This window comes from uncultured Jatrophihabitans sp. (genome assembly GCF_964252635.1).
Classification (GTDB): domain Bacteria; phylum Actinomycetota; class Actinomycetes; order Mycobacteriales; family Jatrophihabitantaceae; genus Jatrophihabitans.
Genome location: NZ_CAXUNP010000001.1, coordinates 1 through 26,525, shown reverse-complemented (window position 1 = coordinate 26,525; position 26,525 = coordinate 1). Strand labels below are relative to the sequence as shown.

21 protein-coding genes and 1 riboswitch are annotated in these 26,525 nt (G+C 70.8%); of the genes, 14 read left to right on the top strand and 7 right to left on the bottom strand.

Annotated elements, in window-relative coordinates:
- Positions 1–41 precede the first annotated feature (41 nt).
- Together ACFFCA_RS00105 and ACFFCA_RS00100 are read left to right on the top strand one after the other, a co-directional pair.
- The gene (locus tag ACFFCA_RS00105) at positions 42–2,690 is read left to right on the top strand and encodes an alpha/beta fold hydrolase (protein WP_375480879.1); all 2,649 of its coding nucleotides are present in this window, start codon (positions 42–44) and stop codon (positions 2,688–2,690) included.
- Between the two features lie 12 nt (positions 2,691–2,702).
- The gene (locus ACFFCA_RS00100; protein WP_375480878.1) at positions 2,703–3,626 is read left to right on the top strand and encodes an ABC transporter permease; all 924 of its coding nucleotides are present in this window, start codon (positions 2,703–2,705) and stop codon (positions 3,624–3,626) included.
- Here the strand turns inward: ACFFCA_RS00100 and ACFFCA_RS00095 are convergent.
- Complete coding sequence (locus tag ACFFCA_RS00095; protein WP_375480877.1) at positions 3,616–4,152, bottom strand: CGNR zinc finger domain-containing protein; 537 nt, start codon at positions 4,150–4,152, stop codon at positions 3,616–3,618. The genes ACFFCA_RS00100 and ACFFCA_RS00095 overlap by 11 nt on opposite strands.
- A gap of 86 nt (positions 4,153–4,238) precedes the next feature.
- On the opposite strand from ACFFCA_RS00095, the gene ACFFCA_RS00090 reads away from it, so the two are divergent.
- From ACFFCA_RS00090 to ACFFCA_RS00060, 7 genes are all read left to right on the top strand, one after another.
- Positions 4,239–5,204 (top strand): DMT family transporter, encoded by a 966-nt coding sequence (locus ACFFCA_RS00090; RefSeq protein WP_375480876.1) that lies wholly within the window; start codon positions 4,239–4,241, stop codon positions 5,202–5,204.
- A gap of 104 nt (positions 5,205–5,308) precedes the next feature.
- Complete coding sequence (locus ACFFCA_RS00085; protein WP_375480875.1) at positions 5,309–5,965, top strand: acVLRF1 family peptidyl-tRNA hydrolase; 657 nt, start codon at positions 5,309–5,311, stop codon at positions 5,963–5,965.
- Positions 5,966–5,985: 20 nt separating this feature from the next.
- Positions 5,986–7,128 carry a CDP-glycerol glycerophosphotransferase family protein gene (locus ACFFCA_RS00080; protein WP_375480874.1) on the top strand — a complete coding sequence of 381 codons (1,143 nt, stop codon included), beginning with the start codon at positions 5,986–5,988 and terminating at the stop codon, positions 7,126–7,128.
- Positions 7,125–8,435, top strand: coding sequence for a CDP-glycerol glycerophosphotransferase family protein (locus ACFFCA_RS00075; RefSeq protein ID WP_375480873.1), 1,311 nt, complete (start codon positions 7,125–7,127; stop codon positions 8,433–8,435). The genes ACFFCA_RS00080 and ACFFCA_RS00075 overlap by 4 nt, the downstream gene beginning before the upstream one ends.
- Positions 8,436–8,491: 56 nt before the next feature.
- Entirely contained in the window at positions 8,492–10,165 is a 1,674-nt protein-coding gene (pgi, locus tag ACFFCA_RS00070; RefSeq protein ID WP_375480872.1) for a glucose-6-phosphate isomerase, read from the top strand.
- 4 nt (positions 10,166–10,169) lie between these two features.
- Positions 10,170–11,192 (top strand): phosphogluconate dehydrogenase (NAD(+)-dependent, decarboxylating), encoded by a 1,023-nt coding sequence (gnd, locus tag ACFFCA_RS00065; protein ID WP_375480871.1) that lies wholly within the window; start codon positions 10,170–10,172, stop codon positions 11,190–11,192.
- Positions 11,193–11,411: 219 nt separating this feature from the next.
- On the top strand, positions 11,412–13,025 hold the full coding sequence (locus ACFFCA_RS00060) for a hypothetical protein (protein WP_375480870.1): 1,614 nt from the start codon (positions 11,412–11,414) through the stop codon (positions 13,023–13,025).
- A 146-nt stretch (positions 13,026–13,171) separates the two neighbouring features.
- On the opposite strand, the gene gndA is transcribed toward ACFFCA_RS00060, so the two are convergent.
- Positions 13,172–14,614, bottom strand: a complete 1,443-nt coding sequence (gene gndA, locus ACFFCA_RS00055) for an NADP-dependent phosphogluconate dehydrogenase (protein WP_375480869.1) — start codon at positions 14,612–14,614, stop codon at positions 13,172–13,174.
- 210 nt (positions 14,615–14,824) lie between these two features.
- Between gndA and ACFFCA_RS00050 the strand changes: the two genes are divergently transcribed.
- From ACFFCA_RS00050 to ACFFCA_RS00040, 3 genes are all read left to right on the top strand, one after another.
- A complete protein-coding gene (locus ACFFCA_RS00050; RefSeq protein ID WP_375480868.1) occupies positions 14,825–16,300 on the top strand; it encodes a DUF1800 domain-containing protein in 1,476 nt (491 codons plus the stop codon).
- Positions 16,301–16,384: 84 nt separating this feature from the next.
- Positions 16,385–17,689: a DUF1501 domain-containing protein gene (locus ACFFCA_RS00045; RefSeq protein ID WP_375480867.1), complete on the top strand. Its 1,305-nt coding sequence runs from the start codon at positions 16,385–16,387 to the stop codon at positions 17,687–17,689.
- A 71-nt stretch (positions 17,690–17,760) separates the two neighbouring features.
- Entirely contained in the window at positions 17,761–18,501 is a 741-nt protein-coding gene (locus tag ACFFCA_RS00040; protein WP_375480866.1) for an RDD family protein, read from the top strand.
- A gap of 16 nt (positions 18,502–18,517) precedes the next feature.
- Here the strand turns inward: ACFFCA_RS00040 and ACFFCA_RS00035 are convergent, their stop codons facing one another.
- Both ACFFCA_RS00035 and ACFFCA_RS00030 read right to left on the bottom strand, forming a co-directional pair.
- Positions 18,518–19,480, bottom strand: coding sequence for an alpha/beta hydrolase (locus ACFFCA_RS00035; RefSeq protein WP_375480865.1), 963 nt, complete (start codon positions 19,478–19,480; stop codon positions 18,518–18,520).
- 57 nt (positions 19,481–19,537) lie between these two features.
- Positions 19,538–20,986 carry a glycine hydroxymethyltransferase gene (locus tag ACFFCA_RS00030; protein WP_375480864.1) on the bottom strand — a complete coding sequence of 483 codons (1,449 nt, stop codon included), beginning with the start codon at positions 20,984–20,986 and terminating at the stop codon, positions 19,538–19,540.
- 20 nt (positions 20,987–21,006) lie between these two features.
- Positions 21,007–21,091, bottom strand: a riboswitch (ZMP/ZTP riboswitch).
- 73 nt (positions 21,092–21,164) lie between these two features.
- Between ACFFCA_RS00030 and ACFFCA_RS00025 the strand changes: the two genes are divergently transcribed.
- Both ACFFCA_RS00025 and ACFFCA_RS00020 read left to right on the top strand, forming a co-directional pair.
- On the top strand, positions 21,165–22,328 hold the full coding sequence (locus tag ACFFCA_RS00025) for an acyl-CoA dehydrogenase family protein (RefSeq protein ID WP_375480863.1): 1,164 nt from the start codon (positions 21,165–21,167) through the stop codon (positions 22,326–22,328).
- 52 nt (positions 22,329–22,380) lie between these two features.
- Complete coding sequence (locus ACFFCA_RS00020) at positions 22,381–22,791, top strand: hypothetical protein (protein ID WP_375480862.1); 411 nt, start codon at positions 22,381–22,383, stop codon at positions 22,789–22,791.
- A 10-nt stretch (positions 22,792–22,801) separates the two neighbouring features.
- Here the strand turns inward: ACFFCA_RS00020 and ACFFCA_RS00015 are convergent, their stop codons facing one another.
- The 3 genes from ACFFCA_RS00015 to ACFFCA_RS00005 all read right to left on the bottom strand — a co-directional run bounded on the left by ACFFCA_RS00015 (position 22,802) and on the right by ACFFCA_RS00005 (position 26,308).
- Complete coding sequence (locus ACFFCA_RS00015) at positions 22,802–23,518, bottom strand: TIGR03089 family protein (protein ID WP_375480861.1); 717 nt, start codon at positions 23,516–23,518, stop codon at positions 22,802–22,804.
- A gap of 6 nt (positions 23,519–23,524) precedes the next feature.
- The gene (locus ACFFCA_RS00010; protein WP_375480860.1) at positions 23,525–24,748 is read right to left on the bottom strand and encodes an LCP family protein; all 1,224 of its coding nucleotides are present in this window, start codon (positions 24,746–24,748) and stop codon (positions 23,525–23,527) included.
- Positions 24,749–24,811: 63 nt separating this feature from the next.
- Positions 24,812–26,308 (bottom strand): LCP family protein, encoded by a 1,497-nt coding sequence (locus ACFFCA_RS00005; RefSeq protein ID WP_375480859.1) that lies wholly within the window; start codon positions 26,306–26,308, stop codon positions 24,812–24,814.
- Positions 26,309–26,525 lie beyond the last annotated feature (217 nt).

Sequence of the window (26,525 nt, the reverse complement as noted above, 5' to 3'; positions counted from 1 at the left end):
GCTGTCAGCTGCCCTTAGGTGCGATCCGTACGCTGGGCCAGATGGTGGCCGCCCTGCGAGAGCGACTGCGCTCCCGAACCGTTCTCGTCGTGGTCATCGCCGTCGTGGTGCTGGCCGTCGCGGGCATCGTGGTGGGCGCGGTCTCGTCGTCGAGCCACGTCACCAGCCGCAGCCAGTTCGTCACCGGCACCCCCGAGAACGGCACGCCGGTGCGGCTCGACACCACCCTCTACATACCGTCCGGTACCCCGGCGCCGGCCGTCCTGCTGAGCCAGGGATTCGGCGGTGACAAAGGTGACCTGGCCGGCACCGCGAAGAAGCTGGCCGACCGGGGGTACGTCGTGCTCACCTACAGCGCTCGTGGCTTTGGGAAGTCCGGCGGCCTGATCCACTTCGCGTCGCCCGACTACGAGATCCGCGACGCCTCCCGGCTCGTGACCTACCTCAGCGGGCTGCGCCAGGTCGAGAAGGTCGACGGTCGCGCCCAGATCGGCGCCGCAGGCTCGTCCTACGGCGGCGGCATCTCGCTGCTGCTGGCCGCTGCCGACCACCGGGTGGGTGCGGTGGCGGCCGACATCACCTGGAACAACCTGTCGCACGCCTTCTTCCCCAACAACGCGGGCAGCACCGCCGGCGTCTTCAAGCGGCTCTACGTCGGCTCGCTGTTCGGCAACGGGTTCGGCAACAGCCAGGGACTGCTGGCCCAGCTCGCCGCGGGCAAGGCACCCACCGAGCTGCCGCGCTCGGTGAGCTGCGGCAACTTCGCCCCCGACGTCTGCTCGGCCTACCAGGCCTCGGCCGAGGCCGGCGCACCCACCGCGGCCCTGCGCACGATCATGACCGCCGCCAGTCCGTCGACCTACCTGTCGAAGATCGACGCGCCCACGCTGCTGACCCAGGGGGAGCAGGATTCGCTGTTCCCGCTGACCGAGGCCGACGCCAACGCGCGGGGGATCGCCGCCCACGGCACCCCGGTGCGGGTGGTGTGGCGGCAGGGCGGCCACGACGACAGCTCGGTCGGCGGCGGCACGGCCACCAGCGCGGCGGCGTCGTGGTTCGGCACGACCCTGGGCGCCGGGCACGGCACCGTGTCCGAGCGGCAGTCCTTCGAGTACACCGAGCAGGCCGGCGTCGTGTCCGCGGCCACGGGCGACGCCGCCGACAAGGTGCTCCGAGCCGACGGCTACCCGGGTATCGGGGGCACGTCCGCGGCGAAGACCCGGACCGTCGACGTCCGCGGGCCCACCCAGCCGATCGCCTCGCCGGCCGGTGGGACGCCCTCGAACATCACCAGCATCCCGGGCCTCGGCGGCATCCTGAACCGCCTCGGCTCGGTCGGCGGCTCGGCCCTGGCCCTGCCCGCCGCCCCGGGCCAGACGGCGGCGTTCGCCTCGGCGGCGCTGACGTCCGACGTCCGCATCGTCGGCGCCCCGACCGTCCGGCTGACCGTCACGCCGCGGAGCTCGGGTGACGTCGTCCTGTTTGTCGGGCTCCGCGACCTCGACAAGGACGGCTCGGCCACGCTGCCGTCGCAGCTCGTGTCGCCCCTGCGCATAGCGGACGCGCGCGCCGGGGTGCCGACGACCGTCACCGTGCGGTTGCCCGCCGTCGTCCGCAACATCCAGACGGGTCACCGCCTCGTGCTGACCGTCAGCTCGACCGACTTCGCCTACGCCAACGAGACGCAGCCGCGCGAGTACGCGATCGCGCTCGCGGGCGGGTCGGCCGCCGTGACCGTTCCGACGGTCGGTGGCACGACGGTCAGCGGCGGCCACCCGATCACCTGGCTGATCGTCGGCCTCGTCGTCGCCGCTCTCGTCGCGCTCGGGGTCGCCGCGGTCTTCCTGCGACGTCGCCTGACCCTCAAGCCCGTGCCGGAGCTGGCCGGCGTCCCGGTGAGCATCGAGCACCTCGTCAAGGAGTACCGCGGCGGTTACCGGGCCGTCGACGACGTCAGCTTCCGGGTCGAGCGTGGCCAGGTCGTCGGGCTGCTGGGGCCCAACGGCGCCGGCAAGACCACTGCCCTGCGCACCCTTGTCGGGTTGATCACCCCGACGTCCGGCGAGATCCACGTCTTCGGTGAGCCGGTCGTGCCCGGCGCTCCGGTGCTCGCCCGGCTGGGGTCCTTCATCGAGGGCCCGGGTTTCCTGCCGCACCTGTCCGGACGCGACAACCTGCGTCTGTACTGGGCGGCCACCGGCCGGCCGGAGGACGAGGCCGAGTTCGGCGTCGCGCTCGACATCGCCGGCCTCGGGGGGTCCATCGACCGGCGCGTGCGGGCCTACAGCCAGGGCATGCGGCAGCGGCTCGGCATCGCCCAGGCCATGCTGGGGCTGCCGGAGCTGCTCGTGCTCGACGAACCCACCAACGGTCTCGACCCGCCGCAGATCGCCGAGATGCGTGAGGTGCTGCGGCAGTACGCCGAGACGGGTCGCACCGTCATCGTGTCCAGCCACCTGCTGGCCGAGGTCGAGCAGACCTGCACGCACGTCGTCGTCATGCACCGCGGCAAGCTCGTCGCGGCGGGTTCGGTCGACGAGGTCGTGGCGGGCACCGCCGGCGAGCAGCTGGCCGTCGACGACCCGCAGCAGGCGTCGCGGGTGCTCGCCGCCGCCGGCATCGGCGTCCAGGTCGTCCCGGCCCGGCGCGCCCTCGAAGACGTGTTCCTCGACCTGATCGGGAGTGACTAGATGGTCGAACCGATGACGCGGCGACCGGCGAACGACCGCGAGCTGTCGCGCGTCGCCGCCACGCGGCGCGGCTTCCACGACCGGCTGGCCGCGCTCGACCCCGACCGGGCGCCGACCTTCGACCCCCGTCGCACCCTGCGCCTGCGTGTCGAGTTCGAGCGCCAGCTGCGCCGGCGCCGTACCCAGGTGGCGTTCGGGCTCCTGCTCGTGCTGCCGCTCGTCATCGCGCTGGCCTTCAAGCTCGGCGGCGCGGCCGGTTCGGACGCGCCGCAACTCGTCGGGCTGGCCACCGCCGGCGGGTTCAACTTCGCACTGTTCACCGAGTTCGCGTCGGTGGGCTTCCTGATCGTCGTCGTCGTGGCCCTGTTCTGCGGCGACACCGTGTCCAGCGAGGCGACGTGGTCGTCGTTGCGCTACCTGCTGGCCCAGCCCGTGCGCCGGTCGCGTCTGCTGCGCCAGAAGCTGGCGGTGGGTGCGGCACTGAGCTTCGCGGCCATCGTGGTGCTGCCGGCGTGGGCGTTCGTGGTCGGCGGCGTGTTCTTCGGGTGGGCACCGGCCAAGTCGCCGATCGGCGGCTCGTTCGACACCAGCGCGTCGCTGTGGCGGATGGTCGTCGTCATCGTCTTCATCGCCATCCGCATGATGATCTTCGCGTCGTTGGCGTTCCTGCTGTCGACGGCGGTCGACAACCCGCTCGGTGCGGTCGGCGGCGCGGTGATGGCCGCGGTGGTGTCCAGCATCATCGACCAGATCACGGCGCTGAAGTCCTACCGCAACTTCCTGCCGACCCACTACGACTACGCCTGGGTCGATGCGCTGAGCTCCTCCATCCGTTGGGACGACATGATCCGCGGGACGGGGGTGGCGCTCGTCTACACGGCGCTGTTCCTCGGCTACGCCTGGCTGCGCTTCGAGCGCAAGGACATCACGTCGTAGCCGCCCGTCGCGCGCGGTAGGCGGCGACGTTCGCGCGGTTGCCGCACCCGCTCTCGCAGAAGCGCCGCGACCGGTTCTTCGACAGGTCGACGAGCACGTTGTCGCAGTCGTCGGCCGCGCACAGGCGCAGGCGCGCGAGTTCGCCCGAGCGGATGACGTCGACGACGGCCATCGCGGCCTCCACCGCCATCCGGTCGGCGAGCGGCGCGGCCGGCGGCGTGGCGTGCAGGTGGTAGTCCCAGCCGTCGTGCTTGACCAGCTGGGGGAGGGCGTGGGCCTCGGTCAACAGCGCGTTGACGGTCTGCACGGCGCCGTCCGCGTCGGCGGTCCACAGGGAGCGCAGCCGCGGACGCAGGTCACGCACGCTGTCGAGCTCGGCGCGGTTGTGCCGGCGTGACCCGGTCCAGCCCCAGGCGGAGACGAAGGCGTCGAGCTCGCCGACGGTGTCAAGACCCCCGTCGCCCTGCGTGTTGACGAGCGCGGCAGCGGCCGCGAGCGCCACCTCGGTGTCATGAGCAAAAAGCAACTTGACTCCTTTCGGGTCTGCTCGTTACCGTCACCAGCATACGGGTGTTTGACTCCTTACAATCTTTTCGAAGCGGGGTGGCGGCAATGCAGCGGATCGGTGCCGCGGGCCTCGGGCTGGCCGTGCTGTCCGCCGCGACCTTCGGCACCGCCGGGCCGTTCGGTGACTCGCTGCTGGCCGCCGGGTGGACGCCGGCGGGAGCGGCGACCCTGCGCATCGGCATCGCGGCCCTGGCGCTGCTGGTACCGGCGGCGCGGGCGCTCCGGGGCCGGTGGCATCTCCTGCGCCGGCAGTGGCGCACCGCCGTCCTCTACGGCGTCACCGCGGTGGCCGTGCCCCAACTGTTCTTCTTCAACGCTGTCCAGCACCTGTCGGTAGGGGTCGCGCTGCTGCTGGAGTACTGCGGCACGCTGCTGGTGGTGCTCTGGATGTGGCTGGTGCACGGGCACCGGCCGAGCCGGCTGACGACGGTCGGTGGGGTGCTGGCGCTCGGCGGCCTGGTGCTCGTCCTGGACCTCACGGGCGCGCAGCGGGTCGACCTCGTCGGCGTGCTGTGGGCGCTCGGGGCGGCGGTCGGCCTGGCGTCCTACTTCGTGCTGTCGAGCTCGTCGCCGGCCGACGCGGGCGAGCCGCTGCCGCCGATCGTGATGGCCGGGGCGGGCATGGCGTCGGCGGCCATCGCGTTGATTGCCGTCGACCTGACCGGGGTGCTGCCGTTCCGTACGGCGACCGCCGACGTGCGGTTGGCCGGCGCCGCCGTGAGCTGGCTGGTGCCGGTGCTCGGGGTGTCGCTGATCGCCGCAGTCGTCGCCTACGCCACCGGCATCGCGGCGGCGCGGCGGCTCGGGGCGCGGGTGGCCTCGTTCGTCGGGCTGGCCGAGGTGCTGTTCGCGATCCTGTTCTCATGGGCGCTGCTCGACCAGCGACCGGCGCTGCTGCAGGGCGTCGGGGCCGTCGTCGTGCTCGTCGGCATCGCGCTCGTGCGGGCCGGTGACGGCACCGACCCCGAGCGTTCCGACACACCCGACACCGTCGCCGTCGAACCCGTCTGACCCAACCCCACCCGTCTTCCCGCCCGGTGTGGTCGCAGAACCCGCACGAATCGCGACCACTGCGGGCGGGAGGCAGAGCAGGGGAGGGCCGTAGCGTGACCTGGGTGGCGGCGTCCGAGGGGTCGGTGGATCCGCCGGCGCACGCCCGCCAGGTGAGCGTCGGGCCCGAGCGGCTGTCGAAGTGGTTGGCCGGCTTCGGCGAGCGACACGGGGACGCCGACACCCGGCTCGACCGCGACGTCGTGGCGCTGACCGGGTCCGACGGCGACCGCGCCTGGATCCACGTCCCGTTCCCGCCGCTGGTCACGGAGGGCGGGGACGTCCTGGACGCCCTGGTCGAGCATGCGAACCGACCCCGCCGGGTCGGCGTGCTGATCGTGCGGCGGGGCGGGTACGCGGCCGGGGTCTTCGAGGGCGCCGAGCTGCGCGAGTCGAAGGTGGGGTCGCGGTACGTGCAGGGCGGGACGAAGGCCGGCGGGTGGTCGCAGCAGCGCTACGCCCGGCGCCGCGCCAATCAGGCCGACGCCGTCTTCGCCGACGCCGCGGACGTGGCCGCCCGCGTCCTGGGCGCACATACCGACCTGGACGCCCTCGTGGCCGGCGGCGACCGGGACGCCGTGCAGACCGTGCTCGCCGACCGGCGCCTCGTCGCGTTGCCGGCGCCGTCCGGACCGTGGCTCGAGGTCAAAGACCCCAAGCTGGCGGTCCTGCGGGCGACCCCGGCCCAGTTCCGTGCGGTGCGCATCTCACTCGTCCCATGAGCCTTTCGTAGGCTGACGGGATGCCCGGCGCCCGTCTCGAGTCCGTCGTCGCGTTCGCGGCGCGTGGCGTGGTGGGCGTACTCGCGGTGGTCTACGCGCTGCTCAAGCTGCTGCCGGTGCGGCCGAAGGTCGTGCTCATGTCGCGGCTGTACGGCCGCACGTCCCAGGACTTCGAGCGCGTCCGCGACGAGATCCGCCGGCAGGACCCGTCCCTGCGCGTGGTCGTGCTGAACCACCGCAACACCAACCCGCTCGGCGTACCGGTGCAGATGCTGCAGGAGATGTACCACCTGGCCACGTCCCGCGCGTGCATCACCGACAGCTACATGGCCGCCCTCAGCGTGCTGCGTCATCGCGAGTCGTTGGTCGTCGTGCAGATGTGGCACGCGCTGGGTGCCATCAAGCGTTTCGGCCTCGCCGCACTCGACACCGACGAGGGCCGCTCACGCGAGCTCGCCACCGCCATGCGGATGCACCAGGGCTACGACTGGGTCATCGCCGGCGGCCGTCGGATGGTCACGCCGTTCGCCGAGGCCTTCGGCGTGCCGCCTGCTCGGGTCCTGCCCATCGGCACGCCGCGCGTCGACATCCTGCACGACCCGGAGGCCACGAAGGCCAAGCGGCGGCGCATCCACGAGGCGCACCCGCAGCTGGGGGCCAAGCCGCTGGTCCTGTACGCGCCGACCTTCCGCAAGGGCATTCCGGTGCGGGTCGACGACATCCTCGACGCGCTGGGCCCGGACGATTTCGACGTCGTCGTCACCCTGCACCCGTTGGACCGTCGCGACTACTCCGGCCGTCCGGGCGTCGTCCAGGACCGCGCGTTCTCGACGCTCGACTGGCTGGCCGTCGCCGACCACGTCGTCACCGACTACTCGGCCATCGTGTTCGATGCGGCGGTGGTCGGCCTGCCGCTCTACTTCTACGCCTACGACCTCGAGGAGTACCGCGGTCGACGCGGGCTCTTCCTGGACTACGAGGGAGACATGCCCGGACCCGTCGCGGCCACCGCCAAGGACGTCGCCGCCGCCATCCACGACCACGAGGGCTCGGTGGCCTCGGTCGCCCGCTTCCGCGACGAGTTCGTCGCACCGGCCGACGGTGGCTGCACCCGTCGCATCGTCGCGCTGGCTCTCGGCGCCGCCCCGGGGGACCTCGGATGAACGTCCTGAAGCGGGTCAAGGCCTACGGCGTGGGCGTGCTCAAACGCCACCCCGCTCTGCGCGCCCAGTACCGCCTCTGGCGCACCCGTCAACGCACGATGCTGTTCCGCTGGAACTCCCGAGGCGCACCCGACGCGGGCCTGATCGCCTTCGAGAGCTTCATGGGCCGCAGCTACGCCGGCTCCCCGCGCGCCCTCTACGAGGCGATGCTCGACGACCCCCGCTTCGCCGACCGTCGGTTCGTGTGGTCGTTCCGCAATCCCGCCCACGCGCAGGACTTCGCCGCGCTCGCCGACCCGCGCACGAGCATCGTGCGCTACCGCACCGGGCCGTACTACCAGGCGTTCGGGCGCGCCGCGGCGTGGGTCAGCAACTCGGTGATCGCCGCTGAGCTCAGCCCCCGCCCGGGGCAGACCTACGTGCAGACCTGGCACGGCACCCCGCTCAAGCGCATCGGCATCGACGTCGTCGAGACCACCGAGACGGCCATGAACGGCAAGGACGAAATCGACCAGCGCTACCGGATCGAGGCCCGCAAGATCACCCGCTTCCTGTCGGCGGCGCCGTTCACCACGCGCTGCTTCACCAGCGCCTTCGGGGTGCCGGAGGCCAAGGTCGACTCCCTGTTCCTCGAGGCCGGCAACCCGCGCAACGACCAGCTCGTCAACGCCACGGACGCCGACGTGAAGGCGGCCCGCGAGAAGCTCGGCATCGCCCCGGACAAGAAGGTCGTGCTGTACGCGCCGACCTGGCGCGACGACCAGCACAGTTCGCGGTCGGGATACGTGTACCGCCAGCCGCTCGACCTCGACGCCCTCCGGCGGGCGTTGGGTGACGACTGGGTGGTCCTGTTCCGCGCCCACTACCTGGTGACGAACTCCTTCGACCTGGCCGCGCACGAGGGTTTCGTCCTCGACGTGTCCGGCGTCGACGAGATCAACGAGGTCTGCCTGGCCAGCGACCTGCTCGTCACCGACTACTCCAGCATCTACTTCGACTACGGGCTGCTCGACCGTCCGATGATTTTCTTCATGTACGACCTCGACCGCTACGAGAACGCGTTGCGTGGGTTCTACCTGCCCGTCGACAGCGTCCCCGGGCCCATCGTCCGGACGCAGGACGAGCTGGTCGCCGCGCTGCTCGATCCGGCCCGCGGCCCGGCCGACGGGCCCCGTCGACAGGCCATGAACGCCGAGATGTCCCCGCACGACGACGGACGGGTGTGCGAGCGCGTCCTCGGGGTCGTGCTCGACGACCTCGAGCACAGCGCTGAGCGCGCCTCAGCGAGCCCCCGCGGGACTGTTTAGCGCCATCCGCGGGTCTGGTAGGCATGACCCATGAGGATCGTCCTGGAACGCTGCCCATGACCGAGTCCGACATCGCCCCCCTCATCCGTCGACCGGCCTGGGCCGCGCTGCAGGCGCACCACGCCGAGATCGCCGACACCACCCTGCGCGACCTGTTCGACGCCGACCCCGGCCGCGGTACGACGTTCACCGTCGAGGCCGAGGGCATCTACCTCGACTACTCGAAGAACCGGATCACCGCCGAGACGCTGCGGTTGCTGATCGAGTTGGCCGAACAGTCCGGGCTGAGCGAGCACATCGCCGACATGTTCGCCGGCGAGAAGATCAACATCACCGAGGACCGCGCCGTCCTGCACGTCGCCCTGCGCGCGCCCACCAGTGAGCAGATCTCGGTCGACGGCGTCGACGTCGTGCCGGCCGTCCACGAGGTGCTGCACCGGATGGGCGAGTTCGCCGACAAGGTGCGCAGCGGCAAGTGGCTGGGCCACACCGGCAAGCCCACCACCAACATCGTCAACATCGGCATCGGCGGCTCGGACCTCGGCCCCGTCATGGCCTACGAGGCGCTGCGGCACTACTCCCAGCGCGACCTCACGTTCCGTTTCGTGTCCAATGTCGACGGCACCGACTTCGCCGAGGCCACCCGGGACCTCGATCCCGAGCAGACGCTGTTCATCGTCTCGTCCAAGACGTTCACCACGCTCGAGACGATGACGAACGCCGCCACCGCCCGCGACTGGCTGCTCGCGACACTGGACAGCAAGGCCGCGATCGCGAAGCACTTCGTCGCGGTGTCGACCAACTCCGACGCCGTCTCGGAGTTCGGCATCGACGTCATGAACATGTTTGGCTTCTGGGACTGGGTCGGCGGCCGCTACTCCATGGACTCGGCCATCGGCCTGTCCACGATGATCGCCATCGGGCCTGAGGGCTTCGGTGATCTGCTTGCTGGTTTCCACGCCATGGACGAGCACTTCCGCACGGCCCCCTTCGCGGAGAACCTGCCGGTGCTGCTCGGTCTGCTGACGGTCTGGTACGCCGACTTCTTCGACGCCCAGACGCAGGCCGTCCTGCCCTACGACCAGTACCTGAAGCGTTTCCCCGCCTACCTGCAGCAGCTGACCATGGAGTCGAACGGCAAGCACGTCACGCTCACCGGCGAGCGGGTCGACTACGCGACCGGCCCGGTCTACTGGGGCGAGCCGGGCACGAACGGCCAGCACAGCTTCTACCAGCTCATCCACCAGGGCACCGAGCTCATCCCGGCCGACTTCATCGGGTTCCTGCACTCGCTGAACCCGCTGCTGGCCCGGTCCGACGCGGCACCGGCCGGCGCCACCCACCAGGACCTGCTGACGGCCAACGTGTTCGCGCAGGGCGAGGCGCTGGCCTTCGGCAAGACGGCCGAGCAGGTGGCGGCCGAGGGCACGCGCGACTGGCTGGTGCCGCACCGCGTGTGCGACGGCACCCGCCCGTCGAACACGGTCCTGCTGGACCACCTGACCCCGCACGCGGTGGGCACGCTGGTCGCCCTGTACGAGCACAGCGTGTTCACCCAGGGCACGATCTGGTCGATCAACAGCTTCGACCAGTGGGGCGTCGAACTGGGCAAGGTGCTGGCCAAGAGGGTCGCCGGCGAGCTGACCTCGGACGAATCTCCCGACCTCACGCACGACAGCTCCACGAACGCCTTGATCCAGCGGTACCGGAACGCTCGAAAGGACGACTGACACCATGCAGCTCGGAATGATCGGTCTCGGCCGGATGGGCGCGAACATCGTGCGCCGCATCATGCGCGACGGCCACACGGCGGTCGCCTTCGACACGAACCCCGACACCGTCGACCAGCTGGCCGGCGAGGGCGCCGTCGGCGCCAAGACCCTCGAGGAGTTCGTCCAGAAGCTCGAGAAGCCGCGCGTGGCCTGGGTGATGATCCCGGCGGGCATCACGGACAAGGTCGTCACCCAGCTGTCGGAGTTGCTCGACGAGGGCGACATCATCATCAACGGCGGCAATTCGAACTACCGCGAGGACTACGACCGCGCCAAGGCCCTCAAGGAGAACCAGAACATCGACTACCTCGACGTCGGGACGAGCGGCGGCGTGTGGGGTCTGGACCGCGGGTACTGCCTGATGATCGGCGGTGACCAGAAGGCCTACGAGCACTGCGAGCCGCTGTTCCGGAGCATCGCGCCCGGGCTCGGCGACATCGAGCGCACGCCGGGCCGCGAGGGCGACCCCGCGCCAGAGGAGCAGGGCTACCTGCTGTGCGGGCCCGCCGGGTCGGGCCACTTCGTCAAGATGGTCCACAACGGCATCGAGTACGGGATGATGGCCGCCTACGCCGAGGGTTTGAACGTGCTGGCCAAGGCCAACGCCGGCAAGACCGAGAAGACCCACTCGGCCGAGGAGACACCCCTCGAGCAGCCCGAGTACTACCAGTACGACCTCGATCTGGACGCCATCAGCGAGGTGTGGCGGCGCGGTTCGGTCATCGCGTCGTGGCTGCTCGACCTCACCGCCGGTGCCCTGCACGGCAACCCGAATCTGGACGGCATCGCCGGCCGGGTGTCGGACTCCGGCGAGGGCCGCTGGACGATCAAGGCCAGCATCGACGAGGGCGTGCCGACGCCGGTCCTCGCCGCCGCGCTGTTCGCCCGGTTCTCCAGCCGCGGCGAGGCCGTCTACGCCGACAAGCTGCTGTCCGCCATGCGCAAGGCGTTCGGCGGACACAACGAGCTGCCCACCGGCGAGTGAGGCGAGCGCAGCCGAGCTTGCTCGTGCTGCCGAGCCGATTGAGTCTGTTGATCACCGAAGGCGGGAACACCGGCGAGTGACGCGAGCGCAACGGAGCTCGCTCGTGATCGGGGATGACCGGGGCGTGATCGGCGTGCCTTCGGGCCGGTTCGGCAGCTCTGGGTAACGCTGGGGGTCCACGGACGGTTCTGCGTCCGCTGACGCCGGAGGTGCTCCACCGTGAGCGAAGCCGACACCGACGCGGCCCCGCCTCGAGCAGGGATGCGGCTGTCGCGCGGCCGCGGCGCCGTGTCCGGAGTGGTCCTCGTGCTGGCCGGCATCTGGGGTGCGTTCATCCCGTTCGTCGGGCCGTCGTTCCACTTTGCCTACACGCCCCATCCGCACGAGACCTGGCACTGGACCGCCGCGCGCGGCTGGTATGAGGTCCTGCCCGGCGGCATCGCGGTGCTCGGTGGTGTGCTGCTCATCCTCTCGGCGAACCGCATCGTCACCAGCTTCGGGGCGTGGATCGCAGCCCTGGCCGGCGGCTGGTTCGTCGTCGGCCAGCAGGTGTCCTACCTGCTGACCCTCGGCTCACCCGGCGCGCCGTCGGCGGCCGGTGACCGCCGCTACGTCGCCGAGTACCTGGCGTTCTTCACGGGGCTGGGTGCGCTGATCATCCTGTTCGCGGCCGTCGCCATCGGCCGCCTGTCGGTACACAGCACCCGGGACGCCCAGGCCGCCGCACGGCGCGCCGCCGCGGACCAGGACAGCGAGCGTCCCGAGGACTACACGCAGGACGACTACCGGCGCGACGAGCCTTCGGACGACTACCGACGCGACGAGCGCTCGGACGACTACCCGCAGGACGACTACCGGCAGGGCGCTCACGACCGTCCGGCCGCGGAGCACACGGGTGGGGCCTATCCGACCGGGGAACGTTCCGGTGGGTACGGCACGCCCGGCACCTCAGGCTCGAGCGACGGTGACCAGCGGTCCTCGGCGGTCACGACCGAGCTGCCGTTGGCCGGCGCCGGAGCGGCGGCCGGGGCAGGAGCCCTCTACGTGGGGGAGCGCCTGCACGACGACAGCGACCACCCCGACAGCGACCACGCCGACAGCGACCACCCCGACAGCGACCGTGGCAACCTCTCGGACCGTGACGCGGATAGCGCGGACAACGACGGCCGGGACAACGGCGGCCGGGAGACCGATTCCGACCGCAACGCCGCCTACCGGGCGCCGGAGGACGTCAGCCCGGAGTCGACCGCACCCGAGCCCGCGGCACCCGAGCCCGCGGCACCCGAACCGGTCGGCCCCGCACCCGATGGCCCGCACCCGACCGAGCCGCAGCCGGTCAGCCCCGAGCCCGCCGGGCCGCAGCCCACCGAACCGCAGCCCACCGAACCGCAGCCGGTCGCTCCCGAGCCGGCACCGCAGACCGAACCGCCGTTCCTGCTGGAGCCACCCGAGGGTCATCCGGACGCCGAGCGCTTCCGGGCACGAGCCGGCGCCGCCGGGCACGACGCGCCGGCCCCGTCCGAGGACTCCCCGCAGGCCGACCAGGACGCCGCGGCCGAGCCGTCACAGACCTGGAACCCGGCCGAGCAGAGCCCGACCACGACCGGTGAGATGCCCGCGTTCCGTTCGCACGGCCACGACGACCCGCCCCCCGTGTCGGGCCGGGGCGTCCAGCAACCCCGTCGCTACTACGGGCCGAACAACCCCGCGCCTGAGGCCGACGACGGGGCCGGGGACGACCCCGGCGCCTCCAGCCGGGACGCCGTCCGCACGGACGAGACGATCGACCAGGACCTCGACCACGAGATGGATCTCGACGAGCGTCCCACCTGACCCAGCACCATCGCAGCACCATCGCAGCACCATCGCAGCACCGGCCGCACCGGTCGCACTGCCCGGTCACCGACCACGCACGTGGGGCAGGTCGGCGTGACCCGGACCGCGACCGGACTGACCCTCAGCTCCCGGCGACCGGTCGCCTACGCGTCGTGCTCGGCCTTGTCGCCCGCCCACTCGACGTGGAAGGTGCCCTCGCGGTCGACCCGCTTGTAGGTGTGCGCCCCGAAGTTGTCGCGCAGCCCCTGAATGAGCGCGGCGGGCAGCCGGTCACGGCGCAGCCCGTCGTAGTACGACAGCGACGACGCGAAGGCGGGAATGGGGATACCGGCCTGGGTCGCCTGCACGACCACGTGTCGCCACGCGTCGACGCCCGAACGAACGGCGTCGGCGAAGTACGGCGCGACGAGCAGCGACGACAGGTCGGGGTCGTCGGCGTAGGCGTCGCGGATGCGGTTGAGGAAGCGGGCCCGGATGATGCAGCCGCCGCGCCAGATGGTGGCCATGGCGCCCGGGTCGACGTCCCAGCCGTACTCCCGGGAGCCGGCCTTGATCTGGTCGAAGCCCTGGGCGTAGGCGACCACCTTGGACGCGTACAGCGCGAGGCGGACCTCCTCGATGAACGCGTCGCGGTCGGTGATCGCGAGGTCGCCGATCTCGGAGCCGAACGCCTCCTGCGCCGGCCTGCGCTGCTCGGCGTGGCCCGACAGCGCTCGCGCGAACGTCGCCTCGGCGATGCCGGTGATCGGCACGCCCAGGTCGAGGGCGCTCTGCACCGTCCAGCGGCCGGTGCCCTTCTGCTCGGCCTGGTCCAGGACGACGTCGACGAAGGGCTTGCCGGTGGCGTCGTCGTTCTGGGCCAGGACGTCCGCGGTGATCTCGATCAGGAAGGACTCGAGGTCGCCCTCGTTCCAGCTGCGAAAGATGTCCGCGATCTCGGCCGGTGACGCGCCGAGTCCGGCGCGCAGCAGGTCGTAGGCCTCGGCGATGAGCTGCATGTCGGCGTACTCGATGCCGTTGTGCACCATCTTGACGAAGTGGCCGGCGCCGTCCGGGCCAACGTGGACGCAGCACGGGGTGTCGTCGACGTCGGCGGCGATGGACTCGAAGATGGGCCCGAGCTTCGCGTAGGACTGCTCGGAGCCGCCGGGCATGATCGACGGGCCGAGCAGCGCGCCCTCCTCGCCGCCGGAGACGCCGCAGCCGACGAAATGGATCCCCCGCTCGGACAGGTCGTGCTCGCGCCGGCGGGTGTCGCTGTAGTGGGCGTTGCCGCAGTCGACGATGATGTCGCCCTCGTCGAGCAGGGGCGCGAGCTCGTCGATCACGGCGTCGGTGGGTCCGCCGGCCTTGACCATGATGATGATCGCCCGCGGCGTGGTCAGCGAGGCGACGAAGCCCTCGAGCGACTCGGACGGTACGAAGGTGCCCTCGTCACCGTGCTTGTCGACGAGGTCGGTCGTGCGGGCGTTGGTGCGGTTGTGCAGCGCCACCGTGTGCCCGTTGTGGGCCAGGTTGCGGGCCAGGTTGCGGCCCATGACCGCGAGGCCGGTGACGCCGATGGTCGCCGATGCAGATTCACTCATTCTCCTAACGTAGCCGTTGGACAAAGCGGGCAACGCCCCGGAAAACCGGGCCGGAGACGACTCGAGAACCTGTCGGCGGGACCTTCGACTTTTCTGGTTAGGGACGTTCGACTACGGGTAACTTCACGCAGAACTTACATGAGCGCGGGGGCGTTCCACTCCGAAGCCGGCCCGCTGCGCTTCGGGACCCGAGGTCGAAAGGTCCCCGCCGTGTCCATCCGCATCTACCCGACGATCGCGTTGGCGCAAGGGAATGCCGCCCGGACCGCCGCGGCGCCGCTCGTCTGGGATCCCGTCAACCACCTGCTCTCGCGCTGCGCCTTCGGCCCGACCACCGCCTCGCGTGCCTCCCTCGCCCAGACCGGCCCGGACGCCTGGTACGCCGCACAGGTCGCAGCCGGCCGCCGCTGCCAGGGCTACTCCGGCAACCCGGCGGTGGCGGCCCAGGGGCCGCTGCTGTCGTTGAGCCCCTTCGACCTGCGTGCCACCCTGGCCGCGAACGGCAACCCATATGGGTCGGACGCGATGGACCAGCTCAGCCAGGTCACCATGGGCCTGCAGGCGTGGAGCGAGGCGCAGCTCTACGAGGTGCTGGTCGACTTCTTCAGCAACCACCTCAACGTCCCCAACCACAACGGCGACCTGTGGACCACCCGGCACACCCACGACCGCGACGTCATCCGGCCCTACGTCCTGGGCTCGTTCACCGACATGCTGCTGGCCTCGGCCAAGAACCCGGCCATGCTGCTGTCGCTGAACCTCGCCCAGTCGACCAAGCTCGCCGTCAACGAGAACTACGGCCGCGAGCTGATGGAGATGCACACCGTCGGGCGCATCTACTCCGAGAACGACGTCAAGAACGCGGCCAAGCTGCTCACCGGGCGCACCCTCGACGCCAACAACCACTACGTCTACAACCCCGACATTCATGGCACCGGCAAGGTCACGGTCCTCGGGTTCACCAACGCCAACACGACGGCGGCGGGCGGCGAGAAGGCGGGCGACGCCCTGCTGCGGTACCTGGCCGGCCATTCGGCCACCGCCAAGCACCTCGCGCAGAAGCTTTGCGTCAGGCTGGTCAGCGACACCCCGTCGGCCGACCTGGTGGCCGCGGTGGCCGCGGCCTACACCGCGAGCGGCACGCAGATCCTGCCCATGTTGTCGACCATCCTGCGCTCGACGGAGTTCTGGGAGTCCCGCGGCAAGAAGGTGCGCCGCCCGGCCGAGAACGTCATGGCCACGATCCGGCTGCTCGACATCACGCCCAACGACATGACCAAGGCGCTCGGCACCCTGAACTGGGTCACCTATCAGATGGGCAACCGCCCCCTCGACTGGCCCGCGCCGAACGGCTACCCCGACGACGCCAACTCCTGGCGCTCCTCCGGGACAATCCTTCAGCTCTGGAGCATGCACCAGGCCATGACTGGGGCCTGGTGGGCTGGATTTCCGGCGCCATCGACGGCCTCGCTGTACGGCGGCGCGACCCCGACCAGCAGCGGCGAAGCGATCAGCCTCATGACCAAACGTCTGACCGGGATGAGCTGGTCCGCCGCGCACCTCGCCGCCTTGCAAACGTATCTGGGTGAGCCGGCGGGCACGTCCATGGACCGGTCGGTCCTGCGCTGGCTGGCTGGCACCCTGGCCGCGCTCATTCTGAACGCCCCCCATCACGCCTTCCGCTGAACGGAGCTCTCTCATGACCGACCTACGTTTCACTCCGGCCGCCGAAGGCCACACCGCCGGGTCATTTGCTCGCGGAGCTCGCTCATGACCGGCACCTTCGACACCGTCCTGCGCCGCCGCGCCGAGCGGGTCAGCTGCGAGCTCGCTGCGCAGGACGAGGCGTGGGGCCAGAGCGGGTGGACCCGCCGTCGCTTCCTCGCCGGCGTGGGCATGGCCGGCGTCGCCACCCTCGGCAGCCAGCTGGTGACCAGCCGGGCGTCGTTCGCCTCGGCCGCGACCGCCAACGACCAGACGCTGGTCGTCGTGTTCATGCGCGGCGCGGCCGACGGGCTGCGCATCCTGGTGCCGAGCTCGAGCGACCTCGGCGTGGACTACCTGAGAACGGTGCGGAGCAAGCTCGTCCCCACGGACGCCATCGCTCTGCCCGGCACCTCGGGGTGGGCCCTGAACAAGAACCTCAAGCCGCTCTACGACGGCCTCTGGGGGACGGGCGAGCTGGCCTTCGTGCCCGCGGTCTCGGTGCCGGGAGTCAGTCACAGCCACTTTCAGGCGGCTCAATTCCTAGAGAAGGGCGGATCCGACACCGCAACGACCGGCTGGCTGGACCGGGCGCTGAGTCAGATGGGCTTGGGGACGACCTTCCGGGCCATCTCCGAGGGCTCGGCCACCCCCGCATCCCTCGCCGGGCCGGTCCCGTCAGTAACACTGTCCGGCATCAACACGTTCACCTTCCCCGGCACTGCGAGCTACAGCGCAGCAGCTGAGAAAGCAATGTCGACCCTGTACCGCGGCGTGGGCAGCCCGTTGGCCGACGACGTACCGGACACCCTGGCCGCCCTGACCACTGCCGCCACCATCCAGGCCAAGCCGGCCACCACGACCGTCTACCCCAGCGGCGCCTTCGCAAGCGCGCTGAAGGACATCGCCGGCATCCTCAAGGCCGAGGTCGGCATGCAGGTCGCCACCGTCGACGTCGGCGGTTGGGACACCCACACCGACGAAGCCAACGACCTGGACAACAACCTCGCCGCCGCCGGGACCGCGCTGCGTGCCTTCATGGACGACCTCGGGCCGACCCGCCGCAAGCGAGTCACCGTCGTCGTCATGACCGAGTTCGGGCGCCGGGTCGCGATGAACGACAGCGGCGGCACCGACCACGGCCACGGCAGCGTCATGTGGCTGCTGGGTGGTGGCCTGGCCAAGAGCTCGGTGTTCGGCAAGTGGAACAAGCTCAGCGCGACCACTGTGGACAGCGGCGACGTGCCCGGCCTGAACAGCCCCTTCGACGTGCTCGGCGAGCTGGCCCAGAAACGCCTCGGCGTCGGGTCGCCGAACTCGGTGTTCCCCGGCTACGCCCTCAGCTCGCTCGGGGTCGCCACGACGTCGTGACGGTGGTCGGGGCGGTCAGCGTGCGCTACCGTGACGCGCTACTGACGACGCCCCAGCCAAGGAGCCAGCCGGTGACCGACTTCGGCAAGCACGACCCCTCGGACCCCAACCAGCCGCCCCACGGCGGCGGCCAACCGCCACACGGTCAGCCGCCACACGGTCAGCCGCCACACGGTCAGCCGCCACACGGTCAGCCGCCACAAGGCCCGCCTCCGGGTCAGCAGCCGCAGGGCGGCGGTCACCCGCCCCAGGGTCAACAGGGCAGTTACACACAGCAGGGTCAGCAGCCGCAGGGCGGGTTCCCGCCGCCGCCACAGGGCAACTACGGGCAGCCCGGCTCCGCGCCGCCGCCCGTCAGTCAGGGCGGCTACCCGTCGGCGCCCGTCGCACCTGCGGGATACGCACCCCCCGGCTACTACTTCCACCAGGAGTCCGGCCTGACGTTGCCGGTCGGCACCGAGCTCGCGAGCCGCGGCCGCCGCATCGGCGCCTATTTTCTCGCCATCCCGCTGATCCTCGTCACGCTCGTGATCGGCTACCTGATCTGGGGCCTCGTCCTGTGGGGCAAGGGCACCTCGCCGGCGCTCCGCGTGCTCGGGATGCGGTGCTATAAGCCGGTGGACGGTCGGTCGGCGACCTTTGGCACGATGGCGTTGCGCGACATCGTCGGCGTCATCGTGCAGCAGATCCTGAGCATCATCACCGGCCTCATCTCGTTCATCCTGTTCCTGTCGTCGGCCAAGCGGCAGAGCCTGCCCGACCTGATCGGCGGCACTGTGGTGCTCTACGACCCGAACAAGGTGCTCGACTGAGCGGGACGTACACCGTTCACCGCAGCAGCTCGGCCACCTGGGCGTTGATCCAGGACGTCGCCTCGGCGATGGCCGGGCTGAACTGCTCCAGGCCGTAGAACCCGTGGATCAGCCCCGGGAACTGCCGATGGGCGACGCGTACGCCGACCGCGCTGAGCGCGTCGGCGTAGGCGTCACCCTCGTCGCGCAACGGGTCGAACTCGGCTGTGGCCACCACCGCCGGTGGCAGGCCGGTCAGGCTCGCCGCCCGCAGCGGTGACAGGCGGGGGTCGGCCGCGACGTCGGACACCGCGGGGTCGGCCAGCGCCGCGGCCCCGCCCGTGATCCCGGTGTACTGCGCAGCGAACCACTCGACGTCGGCGAGGGTCAGGAAGTAGCCGTCGCCGTTCTCGGTCCGTGAGGGGTAGTCGCGCGACATGTCGGTGCTCGGGTAGAGCAGCAGCTGACCGGCCAGCGACAGCCCGTCGTGCTGCGCCTGCTGGGCACAGACCGCGGCGAGGTTGCCGCCGGCACTGTCGCCGCCGACGACCAGCCGTGCGTCGTCCGCGCCGTAGTCGCCGATGTTGGCCGCGACCCAGGTCAGCGCGGCGTAGCAGTCGTCGACGGCTGCCGGGAAGGGGTGCTCCGGCGCGAGCCGGTAGTCGACGCTGACCACGACCGCGTTCGCGTCCCGGCACAGCCGTCGGCACGCGCCGTCGTGGGTGTCGAGGTCGCCGATGACGAACCCGCCCCCGTGCAGGTAGACGATGGTTCCCGTGGCCGTGCCCGACGCCGACTCGGCCGGGCGGTAGACGCGGACGGGCACCCCGCCCGCGAACCCCGCCTCGACGGACGCCACCTGCACCACGCCGGCCGGGTCGCGGAACGTGACCATGAGCATCCGCAGCGCGGCACGGGCGTCGGCCGGGGTGCCGGCCGACAGGGCCGGGGTGGAGTTGGTCATCTGCAACAGTCCGGCGATGTTCGGGTCGAGCGGCACGCAGTCCTCCTCGTCGAGGGTCGAGCACGGTGGGTCGATGGGGAGGTGCCGGGCGGCCTAGCCCAGGTCGAGGCCGGGGTAGAGCGGGTTCGCGGTGAGCAGCTCGTGCGCCGCGGACCGGGTCTTGTCGACCACGCCGTCGGCGACGGTGTACTTCGCCTTGGACGCGCCGCCCGACGCGGCCGCCGTCGGGGAGGTCGCGGTGAGCACGTCGACGATCAGCTCGGCCGTGCGGTCGAACTCGGCGGCCCCGAAGCCGCGCGACGTGAGCGCCGGCGTGCCGATCCGGACGCCGGAGGTGTACCAGGCGCCGTTCGGGTCGCGCGGGATCGCGTTGCGGTTCGTGACGATGCCCGAGTCGAGCAGGGCCGACTCGGCCTGCCGTCCGGTGAGGCCGAACCCGGACACGTCCAGCAGGACGAGGTGGTTCTCGGTGCCGCCGGTGACCAGCGTGACGCCACGGCGGGCCAGCCCCTCCGCGAGCGTGACCGCGTTGTCGGCGACGGCCTGGGCGTACGTGCGGAACTCGGGCCGACGGGCCTCGGCGAAGGCGACGGCCTTCGCGGCCATGACGTTGCCCAGCGGGCCGCCGAGGACCATCGGGCAGCCGCGGTCGACGGAGTCGGCGAACTCCGGCTGGCACAGCACCATGCCTCCGCGCGGGCCGCGCAACGACTTGTGCGTGGTCGTGGTGACGACGTGCGCGTGCGGCACCGGGTCGTAGTCGCCGGTGAAGACCTTGCCCGCGACGAGCCCGGCGAAGTGCGCCATGTCGACCATGAGCACGGCGCCGACCTCGTCGGCGATCTCGCGCATCGTGGCGAAGTTGACCTTGCGGGGGTACGCCGAGTATCCGGCGATGAGGACGAGTGGCTTGAACTCCCGGGCGGTCGCGCGGACCTTGTCGTAGTCGAGCAGGCCGGTGTTCTCGTCCGTGCCGTAGGACGATTGGTGGAACATCTTGCCGCTGATGTTGGGCCGGAAGCCGTGGGTGAGGTGCCCACCCGCATCGAGCGACATGCCCAGCGCGCGTTGGTCGCCGAGTGCACGGCGCAGCTGCTGCCAGTCGCCCTCGTCGAGGTCGTTCACGTGTTTGGCGCCGGCCGCCGCCAGTGCGGGCGCCTCGATGCGCTGGGCCAGGATCGCCCAGAAGGCGACCAGGTTGGCGTCGATGCCTGAGTGCGGTTGCACGTAGGCGTGCGAGGCGCCGAACAGGGCCTTCGCGTGGTCGGCGGCAGCCTGCTCGACGGTGTCGATGTTCTGGCACGCAGCGTAGAAGCGGTGCCCGACGGTGCCCTCGGCGTACTTGTCCGAGAGCCAGGTGCCCATCGTCAGCAGCACGGCGGGGGAGGCGTAGTTCTCGCTGGCGATCAGTTTCAGCGACTCACGTTGGTCGGTCAGCTCGCTGCGGATGGCGTCGGCAATCGTCGGTTCGACGGCGCCGATGACCTCGAGGGCGTTGCGGTAGGCGGCTGACGCAGTCGAGCCGTCGAAGGGCTGGGACACGGGAGAACTCCGATCGCGAGTCGGTGGGCCCAGGCGCGCGGCGGGTGAACAGAACCGCTCCCCGGTGGTCGGACCACCTCAACAGCGCCAGTCACGGCTCCCGGGAAGACTATCCCAGCGTCCGGGGGCGCCCACGGGCCGGATGACCTGATTACTAGGGCGTCCTACTATCGAGGTCATGAGCGACGTGGACGCAGCCTTCGACCAGTACCGGCTCTCCGAAGAACAGCAGATGCTGCGCAAGGCGGTGCGGGAGTTCGCCGACGACCGCGTCGCGCCCCGGGCCGCCGACATCGACGAGGCCGGCGAGTTCCCCTGGGACGTCTACGAGGCGATGGTCAGGGCCGGGTTCCACGCCGTCCACCTCGGCGAGGCCTACGGGGGCGCCGGTGCCGACGCGATCTCGGCGTGCATCGTGGTCGAGGAGGTCGCCCGCGCCGACGCGTCGTCCGCGCTCATCCCGGCCGTCAACAAGCTCGGCTCGCAGCCGATCATCCTGTCCGGCTCCGAGCAGCTCAAGCAGCAGGTGCTGCCGAGCATCGCCTCCGGCGAGGCCATGATCAGCTACGCGCTGTCCGAGCGCGAGGCCGGTTCCGACGCGGCGTCGATGCGCACCCGCGCCGTGCGCGACGGCGACACCTGGGTGCTGAACGGCACCAAGGCGTGGATCAGCAACGCCGGCGTGTCCAGCTGGTACACGGTCATGGCCGTCACCGATGCCGACAAGAAGGCGAACGGCATCTCGGCGTTCGTCGTGCACAAGGACGACCCGGGGTTCTCGGTCGGCGCCAAGGAACGCAAGCTCGGCATCAAGGGCAGCCCGACCTGCGAGATCTACTTCGAGGACTGCACCATCCCGGCCGATCGCATCGTGGGCGAGCCCGGCACCGGGTTCAAGACCGCGCTGCGCACCCTCGACCACACCCGGCTCGCGATCGGCGCGCAGGCCCTGGGCATCGCGCAGGGCGCGTTCGACGCGGCCCGCGACTACGTCTCGGAGCGCCGGCAGTTCGGTCAGCGCATCGCCGACTTCCAGGGCATCCAGTTCATGCTCGCCGACATGGGCATGCGCATTGAAGCCGCCCGTCACCTCGTCTACGCCGCGGCCGCCCGCGCCGAGCGCAACGAGCCGAATCTGACCTTCACGTCCTCGGCCGCGAAGGTGTTCGCGAGCGACACCGCGATGTCGGTGACCACCGACGCGGTGCAGCTGTTCGGCGGCGCCGGGTACACCCGCGACTTCCCCGTGGAGCGCATGATGCGCGACGCCAAGATCACCCAGATCTACGAGGGAACGAACCAGATCAACCGCATGGTGATGGCCCGCCAGCTGCTGAAGTAGTCCCGGTCAGCGGGTGTGGCAGCCTGGTCGGGTGGGTGTGCCGGAGCAGCGCGTGAGCGAGCAGCAGTGGTCCGACCTTGCGCTCGCCGCCTGCCTCGACCGCCTGCAGGTCAGCATGGTCACCGCCGCGCAGCTCGTTCACGTCGTCGACGCCTGGACCGAGGGCCCCGACGCGCTGTGCGTCGTCTACCGCCCGCCCGGCGAGACGCGTTCGATCGTGGGCCTGCGACGACGCTGGCACGACGCCGTGCAGCCGGGGGAGTGGCGCCTGGGCAACCTGATGGCCTGGGGGTACGACGTCGGCCCCGACGTGGACCCGGTGGCCTTCGGGCACAACGTCGCCGACTTCGATCTCGGGGAACCGCTGGGGATGATCCGGCGCGCCCTGCGCTACGACGGGGACGGCGTCGGCTGGTGGGGCAGCCTGGCCGCCGAGCTGCCCCGTCGCCCGCCGGCTGCCTAGTCGACTGTCCTCAGCGCAGCTGGGCGGTCGCCCGCTCCTGGTCGACGCGCCGCGTCACCGTCGCGTCGTCGGCGTTGCGGACGACGACGAGCGAGCCGCCGACGGCGAGCGGGGCGAGCACGGCGTCCACCCATTCGGCCGGTCCCCGCCAGTCGCGGGTGGTGAGTAGGCGCCCACCCGTGTCGAGCCCGATCTCGCCGGCCCGGGCCAGGGCCGTCGTGCCGGCGGCCCGCCGGGTGAGCCCGGGCAGACAGGGGTCGTCCGGGCCCGCGGGCATGGCCACGCCCGCCCAGGCGTCGGCCTGCGGCCGCACGGCGACCACGTAGTCCGTCGTCCCCTCCGGCTCGCTGCCGCGGAAACCGACCGCAGCGGAGGCCGTCGCGACCGCGAACACGTCGGGCGCACCGCCGCGGGAGGACGCGTCGGTCACGAACTCGACGTCGGCGTCCTCGGAGTCGGTGAGGGCCAGGCCGGCGCTGAGGCAACCGAGCAGGACCGGCACCGAGATCCAGTGCGCCGGCAGGTCGATGCGCGCGACGTCGCCCACCCCGAGCCCCAGCTCGTCGGTGAGCAGATGGTGGGTCTTGGCGACCCAGTTGGCCAACGAGCGCACGGACAGTTCCGAACGCTCGCCGGTGTGTTCGTCGTAGTAGGTGACGAACGGGCGGGTGCCCTCGGTCGCGACGAGTTCGGCGAAGCGCCGCTCAGGGGTGCTGGCTGGAGGCATCCGGGGTCAGTTGATGCACTTCGAGTCGATGGGCGTGTTCGTCGACGTCGCCGCGGTCGGCGTCGAGGCGGACGTCGATCCGGTGCTACTCGTCCCCGGGGAGCCCGGCGTGGCGGACGGTTTGGGCGCCGGATTGATCAGCTTGTCGATGAACGACTGCACCTTGGTCTTGTTGACCTGCTCGACGTCCTGGCCGTCGATGGTGGCGTTCGTGGTCGGGATCGTCTTGCTGACGATGTTGTTGGCGCGCAGGTTCTGCAGCTGGCTGCCGAGGTCGGTCAGGTTCAGGCCGGGGTCGAGGTAGACGGACTTCTCGACGGCGTCGCCCAACGAGCGCAACTTGGTGAGGATGCCGACCGAGGCGACCTGACGGAAGGCGGCGGTGAGGAAGTACTGCTGGCGGCGCACGCGGTCGAGGTCGCCGCGCGGCAGGAAGTGCCGCTGGCGCACGAACTCCAACGCGGTGACGCCCTTGATCGTGTGCTTGCCCTTGGACAGCACGAGCCCGGAACCACCGCTCAGGCCTGCGTTGACGTTGGCCTGGTGGCTGTCGTCGACGGCGTGGCAGAGGTTGACGGTGACGCCGCCGATCGCGTTGCTGATGCGGTAGAAGCCCAGCAGGTCGACCTGGACGTAGTGGTTGATCGTCAGCCCGGTGAGGTCCTGCAACGTGTCGACCAGCAGGTTCGCGCCGGCGGTGCGCCGCTCGTCGGGGGTCGCGTTCTTCGGTGCGCTGTTGTAATAGGCGTCGGCGTAGGCGCCGTTCACCTTGCCCTTGCCGAAACCCTTGATGTCGACGTAGCTGTCGCGCGGTACCGAGATCAACGTTGCTTTCGAGCCGTTCGCCGGTACGTGAATGATGATCATGGTGTCGGTGGCCAGGCTGCCGCTGCTCTCGCCGGCGTGCAGCGCCTTGATCTCACTCTTGGTCATGTTCGAGCGGTCGTCGTTGCCGACCAGCAGGATGTTCTGGTCCTTGCCGTCGATGTCATGGGCGCCGTTCGACCCGCTCGGCGCCGCCCCGACGTGCAGCCCGTTCAGGCGCGGCACCTTGTTGTTGATCTCGCGGTAGGTGTACCAGTAGTACCCCGCGACCAGCAGCAGGGTGACCGACAGCAGCGCGCCGAGCACCCGCCCCAGGGGGCGGGCCACCCCGGCTCGCGGCCCGTGACTGCCGCCGCGGTGTCGACCGCGCGGGTCGAGATGCGGGGGCAGGGGTTCGTAGGACATCGGCCCGAGGGTACAAGTTGCGGCCGTGTGAGGTTGCTGAGCGGTGCGGCTCGTTGCCAGGCGTCAGTCGATGCAACCGAGCCCGGCGACCCCCGCAGGAGTGGCCGAGCGCCCGGACGGCGACGCGGTGGCGCCCCCTGAGGCCGGCCCGGGCAGCCCGGCCACCTCGCGGCCGTTCGTGCCGAGCACGAGCGTGACCCGGGAGAGGGTGGGCGTCAGCAGCAGCTTGGCCTTCGGCACGCGACGCGCCACCGCCAGGGCCTGCGCCTGTGCGCCGGCGGGGTACTCCACGGTGGTGGCCACCGTGGTGGGGGCCGAGTCGACCGTGGCGACCTTGAAACCGAACCTGATCAGCGCGGCGGCGTTGCGGGCGGCGAGCCGGGGGGTGGGCGTGCCGTTGAGGACGTCGACGGTGACGGTCGCCGGCGCGGCCGGCTTGGCCTTCTTCAGCGCCGCGTCGGACTTGCCCTCGAGCTGGGTGATGAAGGCGGGCATGGCGCTCGTGTTCACCTGGACGATCGAGGTCTCGACACCGTCGGGATAGATGAGCTGCGGGCCGTTGTTCGGGATGGTCTCGAGGGTGATCTTGCCCGAGGTCAGGGACTGCATCTGCCGGGCGAGGGACAGCAGGTCGAGGCCGGGGTCGGTGAGCAACGAGCTGCCGACCGCCGTGAGCAGGTTGCGCAACTTGAAGGGGTTCAGCAGCGTCCCGGCCGACGTGATCTTCGTGAACGCCGACTTCAGGAAGTACTGCTGCCGGCGGATGCGGTCGAGGTCGCCGTGCGGGAGGCCGTGGCGCTGCCGCACGAACGCGAGGGCCTGGGTGCCCTTGATGACCGACACGCCCTTCGGCAGGTCGATGCCCGAGTTGCCGTGCGCGCCGTCGCCGACCTCGGTGTGCTTGTTCTGCGCCGCGTTGAGACAGACGCGGACGCCGCCGATGGCGTTGCTGATGCGGTAGAAGCCGAGCAGGCTGACCTGCATGTAGTGGTTGATGTACAGGCCGGTCAGCGCGTGGATGGTCCGGATCACCGAGATGATGCCGGCGCTCTGTGCCTGGGTCTCGGTGGCGTGCTTGGCCTTGGCGGCGTTGTAGGCGTCGGGGTAGGACGCGTTGATCTTGCCCTTGCCGAAGCCCGGGATCGTCACCCACGAGTCGCGGGGGAAGGACACCAGCGACGCCTTCGAGCCGTTCGCCGGGATGTGCAGCACCATCATGGTGTCGGCGTTGACGGTGGTCGTGTCGTGACCGGCGTGCAGGGCCTTGAGCTCGGCCTTCGTCGCGCCGGCCCGGGTGTCGTTGCCGATCAGCAGGACGTTCTGGTCCGCGCCGTCCGGGTCCTTCTCGCCGCGGGTCAGGGCGGGGACACGGTCGCCGTGCGGGACGCTGGCCGTGAAGTTCGAGAACGTGACCCAGGCGACGCCGCTGCCCACGAGCACGAGCAGGGACAGCGACGCGAACAGGGCGCGCACCCCGACGCGCGCGCGGTACGACACGGTCGGCGGCTGCAGCCGGCGGTTGCGTGGCACCTCGTCGGGGACCTCGGCGTCGGAGCTCATCGGGACGAGGCTAGGCGGGTCGGGCGCGGTTTCCCGGTAGACACGAGGGACGGTTGGGGCTGCTGTTACTGATGAGGCCAAAGGGACTGAGATAGGCGGCCGTCGGGTGTGACAGGTGGGGAAGCACCTGGGTACAGGAACTCACGTCCGCTTCACATGCCATCCGCTGCCGTCCCCCGCAGTCTCTCGCAGCCCCCCGAAACGAGTGGTCATGCGC

What these genes read in the sequence shown, in the direction of transcription:
- ACFFCA_RS00105 (WP_375480879.1), top strand. Translation starts at nt 42, where the DNA reads ATGGTGGCCGCCCTGCGAGAGCGACTGCGCTCCCGAACCGTTCTCGTC.
- ACFFCA_RS00100 (WP_375480878.1), top strand. Translation starts at nt 2,703, where the DNA reads ATGACGCGGCGACCGGCGAACGACCGCGAGCTGTCGCGCGTCGCCGCC.
- ACFFCA_RS00090 (WP_375480876.1), top strand. Translation starts at nt 4,239, where the DNA reads ATGCAGCGGATCGGTGCCGCGGGCCTCGGGCTGGCCGTGCTGTCCGCC.
- ACFFCA_RS00080 (WP_375480874.1), top strand. Translation starts at nt 5,986, where the DNA reads ATGCCCGGCGCCCGTCTCGAGTCCGTCGTCGCGTTCGCGGCGCGTGGC.
- ACFFCA_RS00075 (WP_375480873.1), top strand. Translation starts at nt 7,125, where the DNA reads ATGAACGTCCTGAAGCGGGTCAAGGCCTACGGCGTGGGCGTGCTCAAA.
- pgi (WP_375480872.1), top strand. Translation starts at nt 8,492, where the DNA reads ATGACCGAGTCCGACATCGCCCCCCTCATCCGTCGACCGGCCTGGGCC.
- gnd (WP_375480871.1), top strand. Translation starts at nt 10,170, where the DNA reads ATGCAGCTCGGAATGATCGGTCTCGGCCGGATGGGCGCGAACATCGTG.
- gndA (WP_375480869.1), bottom strand. Translation starts at nt 14,614, where the DNA reads ATGAGTGAATCTGCATCGGCGACCATCGGCGTCACCGGCCTCGCGGTC.
- ACFFCA_RS00045 (WP_375480867.1), top strand. Translation starts at nt 16,385, where the DNA reads ATGACCGGCACCTTCGACACCGTCCTGCGCCGCCGCGCCGAGCGGGTC.
- ACFFCA_RS00025 (WP_375480863.1), top strand. Translation starts at nt 21,165, where the DNA reads ATGAGCGACGTGGACGCAGCCTTCGACCAGTACCGGCTCTCCGAAGAA.
- ACFFCA_RS00015 (WP_375480861.1), bottom strand. Translation starts at nt 23,518, where the DNA reads ATGCCTCCAGCCAGCACCCCTGAGCGGCGCTTCGCCGAACTCGTCGCG.
- ACFFCA_RS00010 (WP_375480860.1), bottom strand. Translation starts at nt 24,748, where the DNA reads ATGTCCTACGAACCCCTGCCCCCGCATCTCGACCCGCGCGGTCGACAC.
- ACFFCA_RS00005 (WP_375480859.1), bottom strand. Translation starts at nt 26,308, where the DNA reads ATGAGCTCCGACGCCGAGGTCCCCGACGAGGTGCCACGCAACCGCCGG.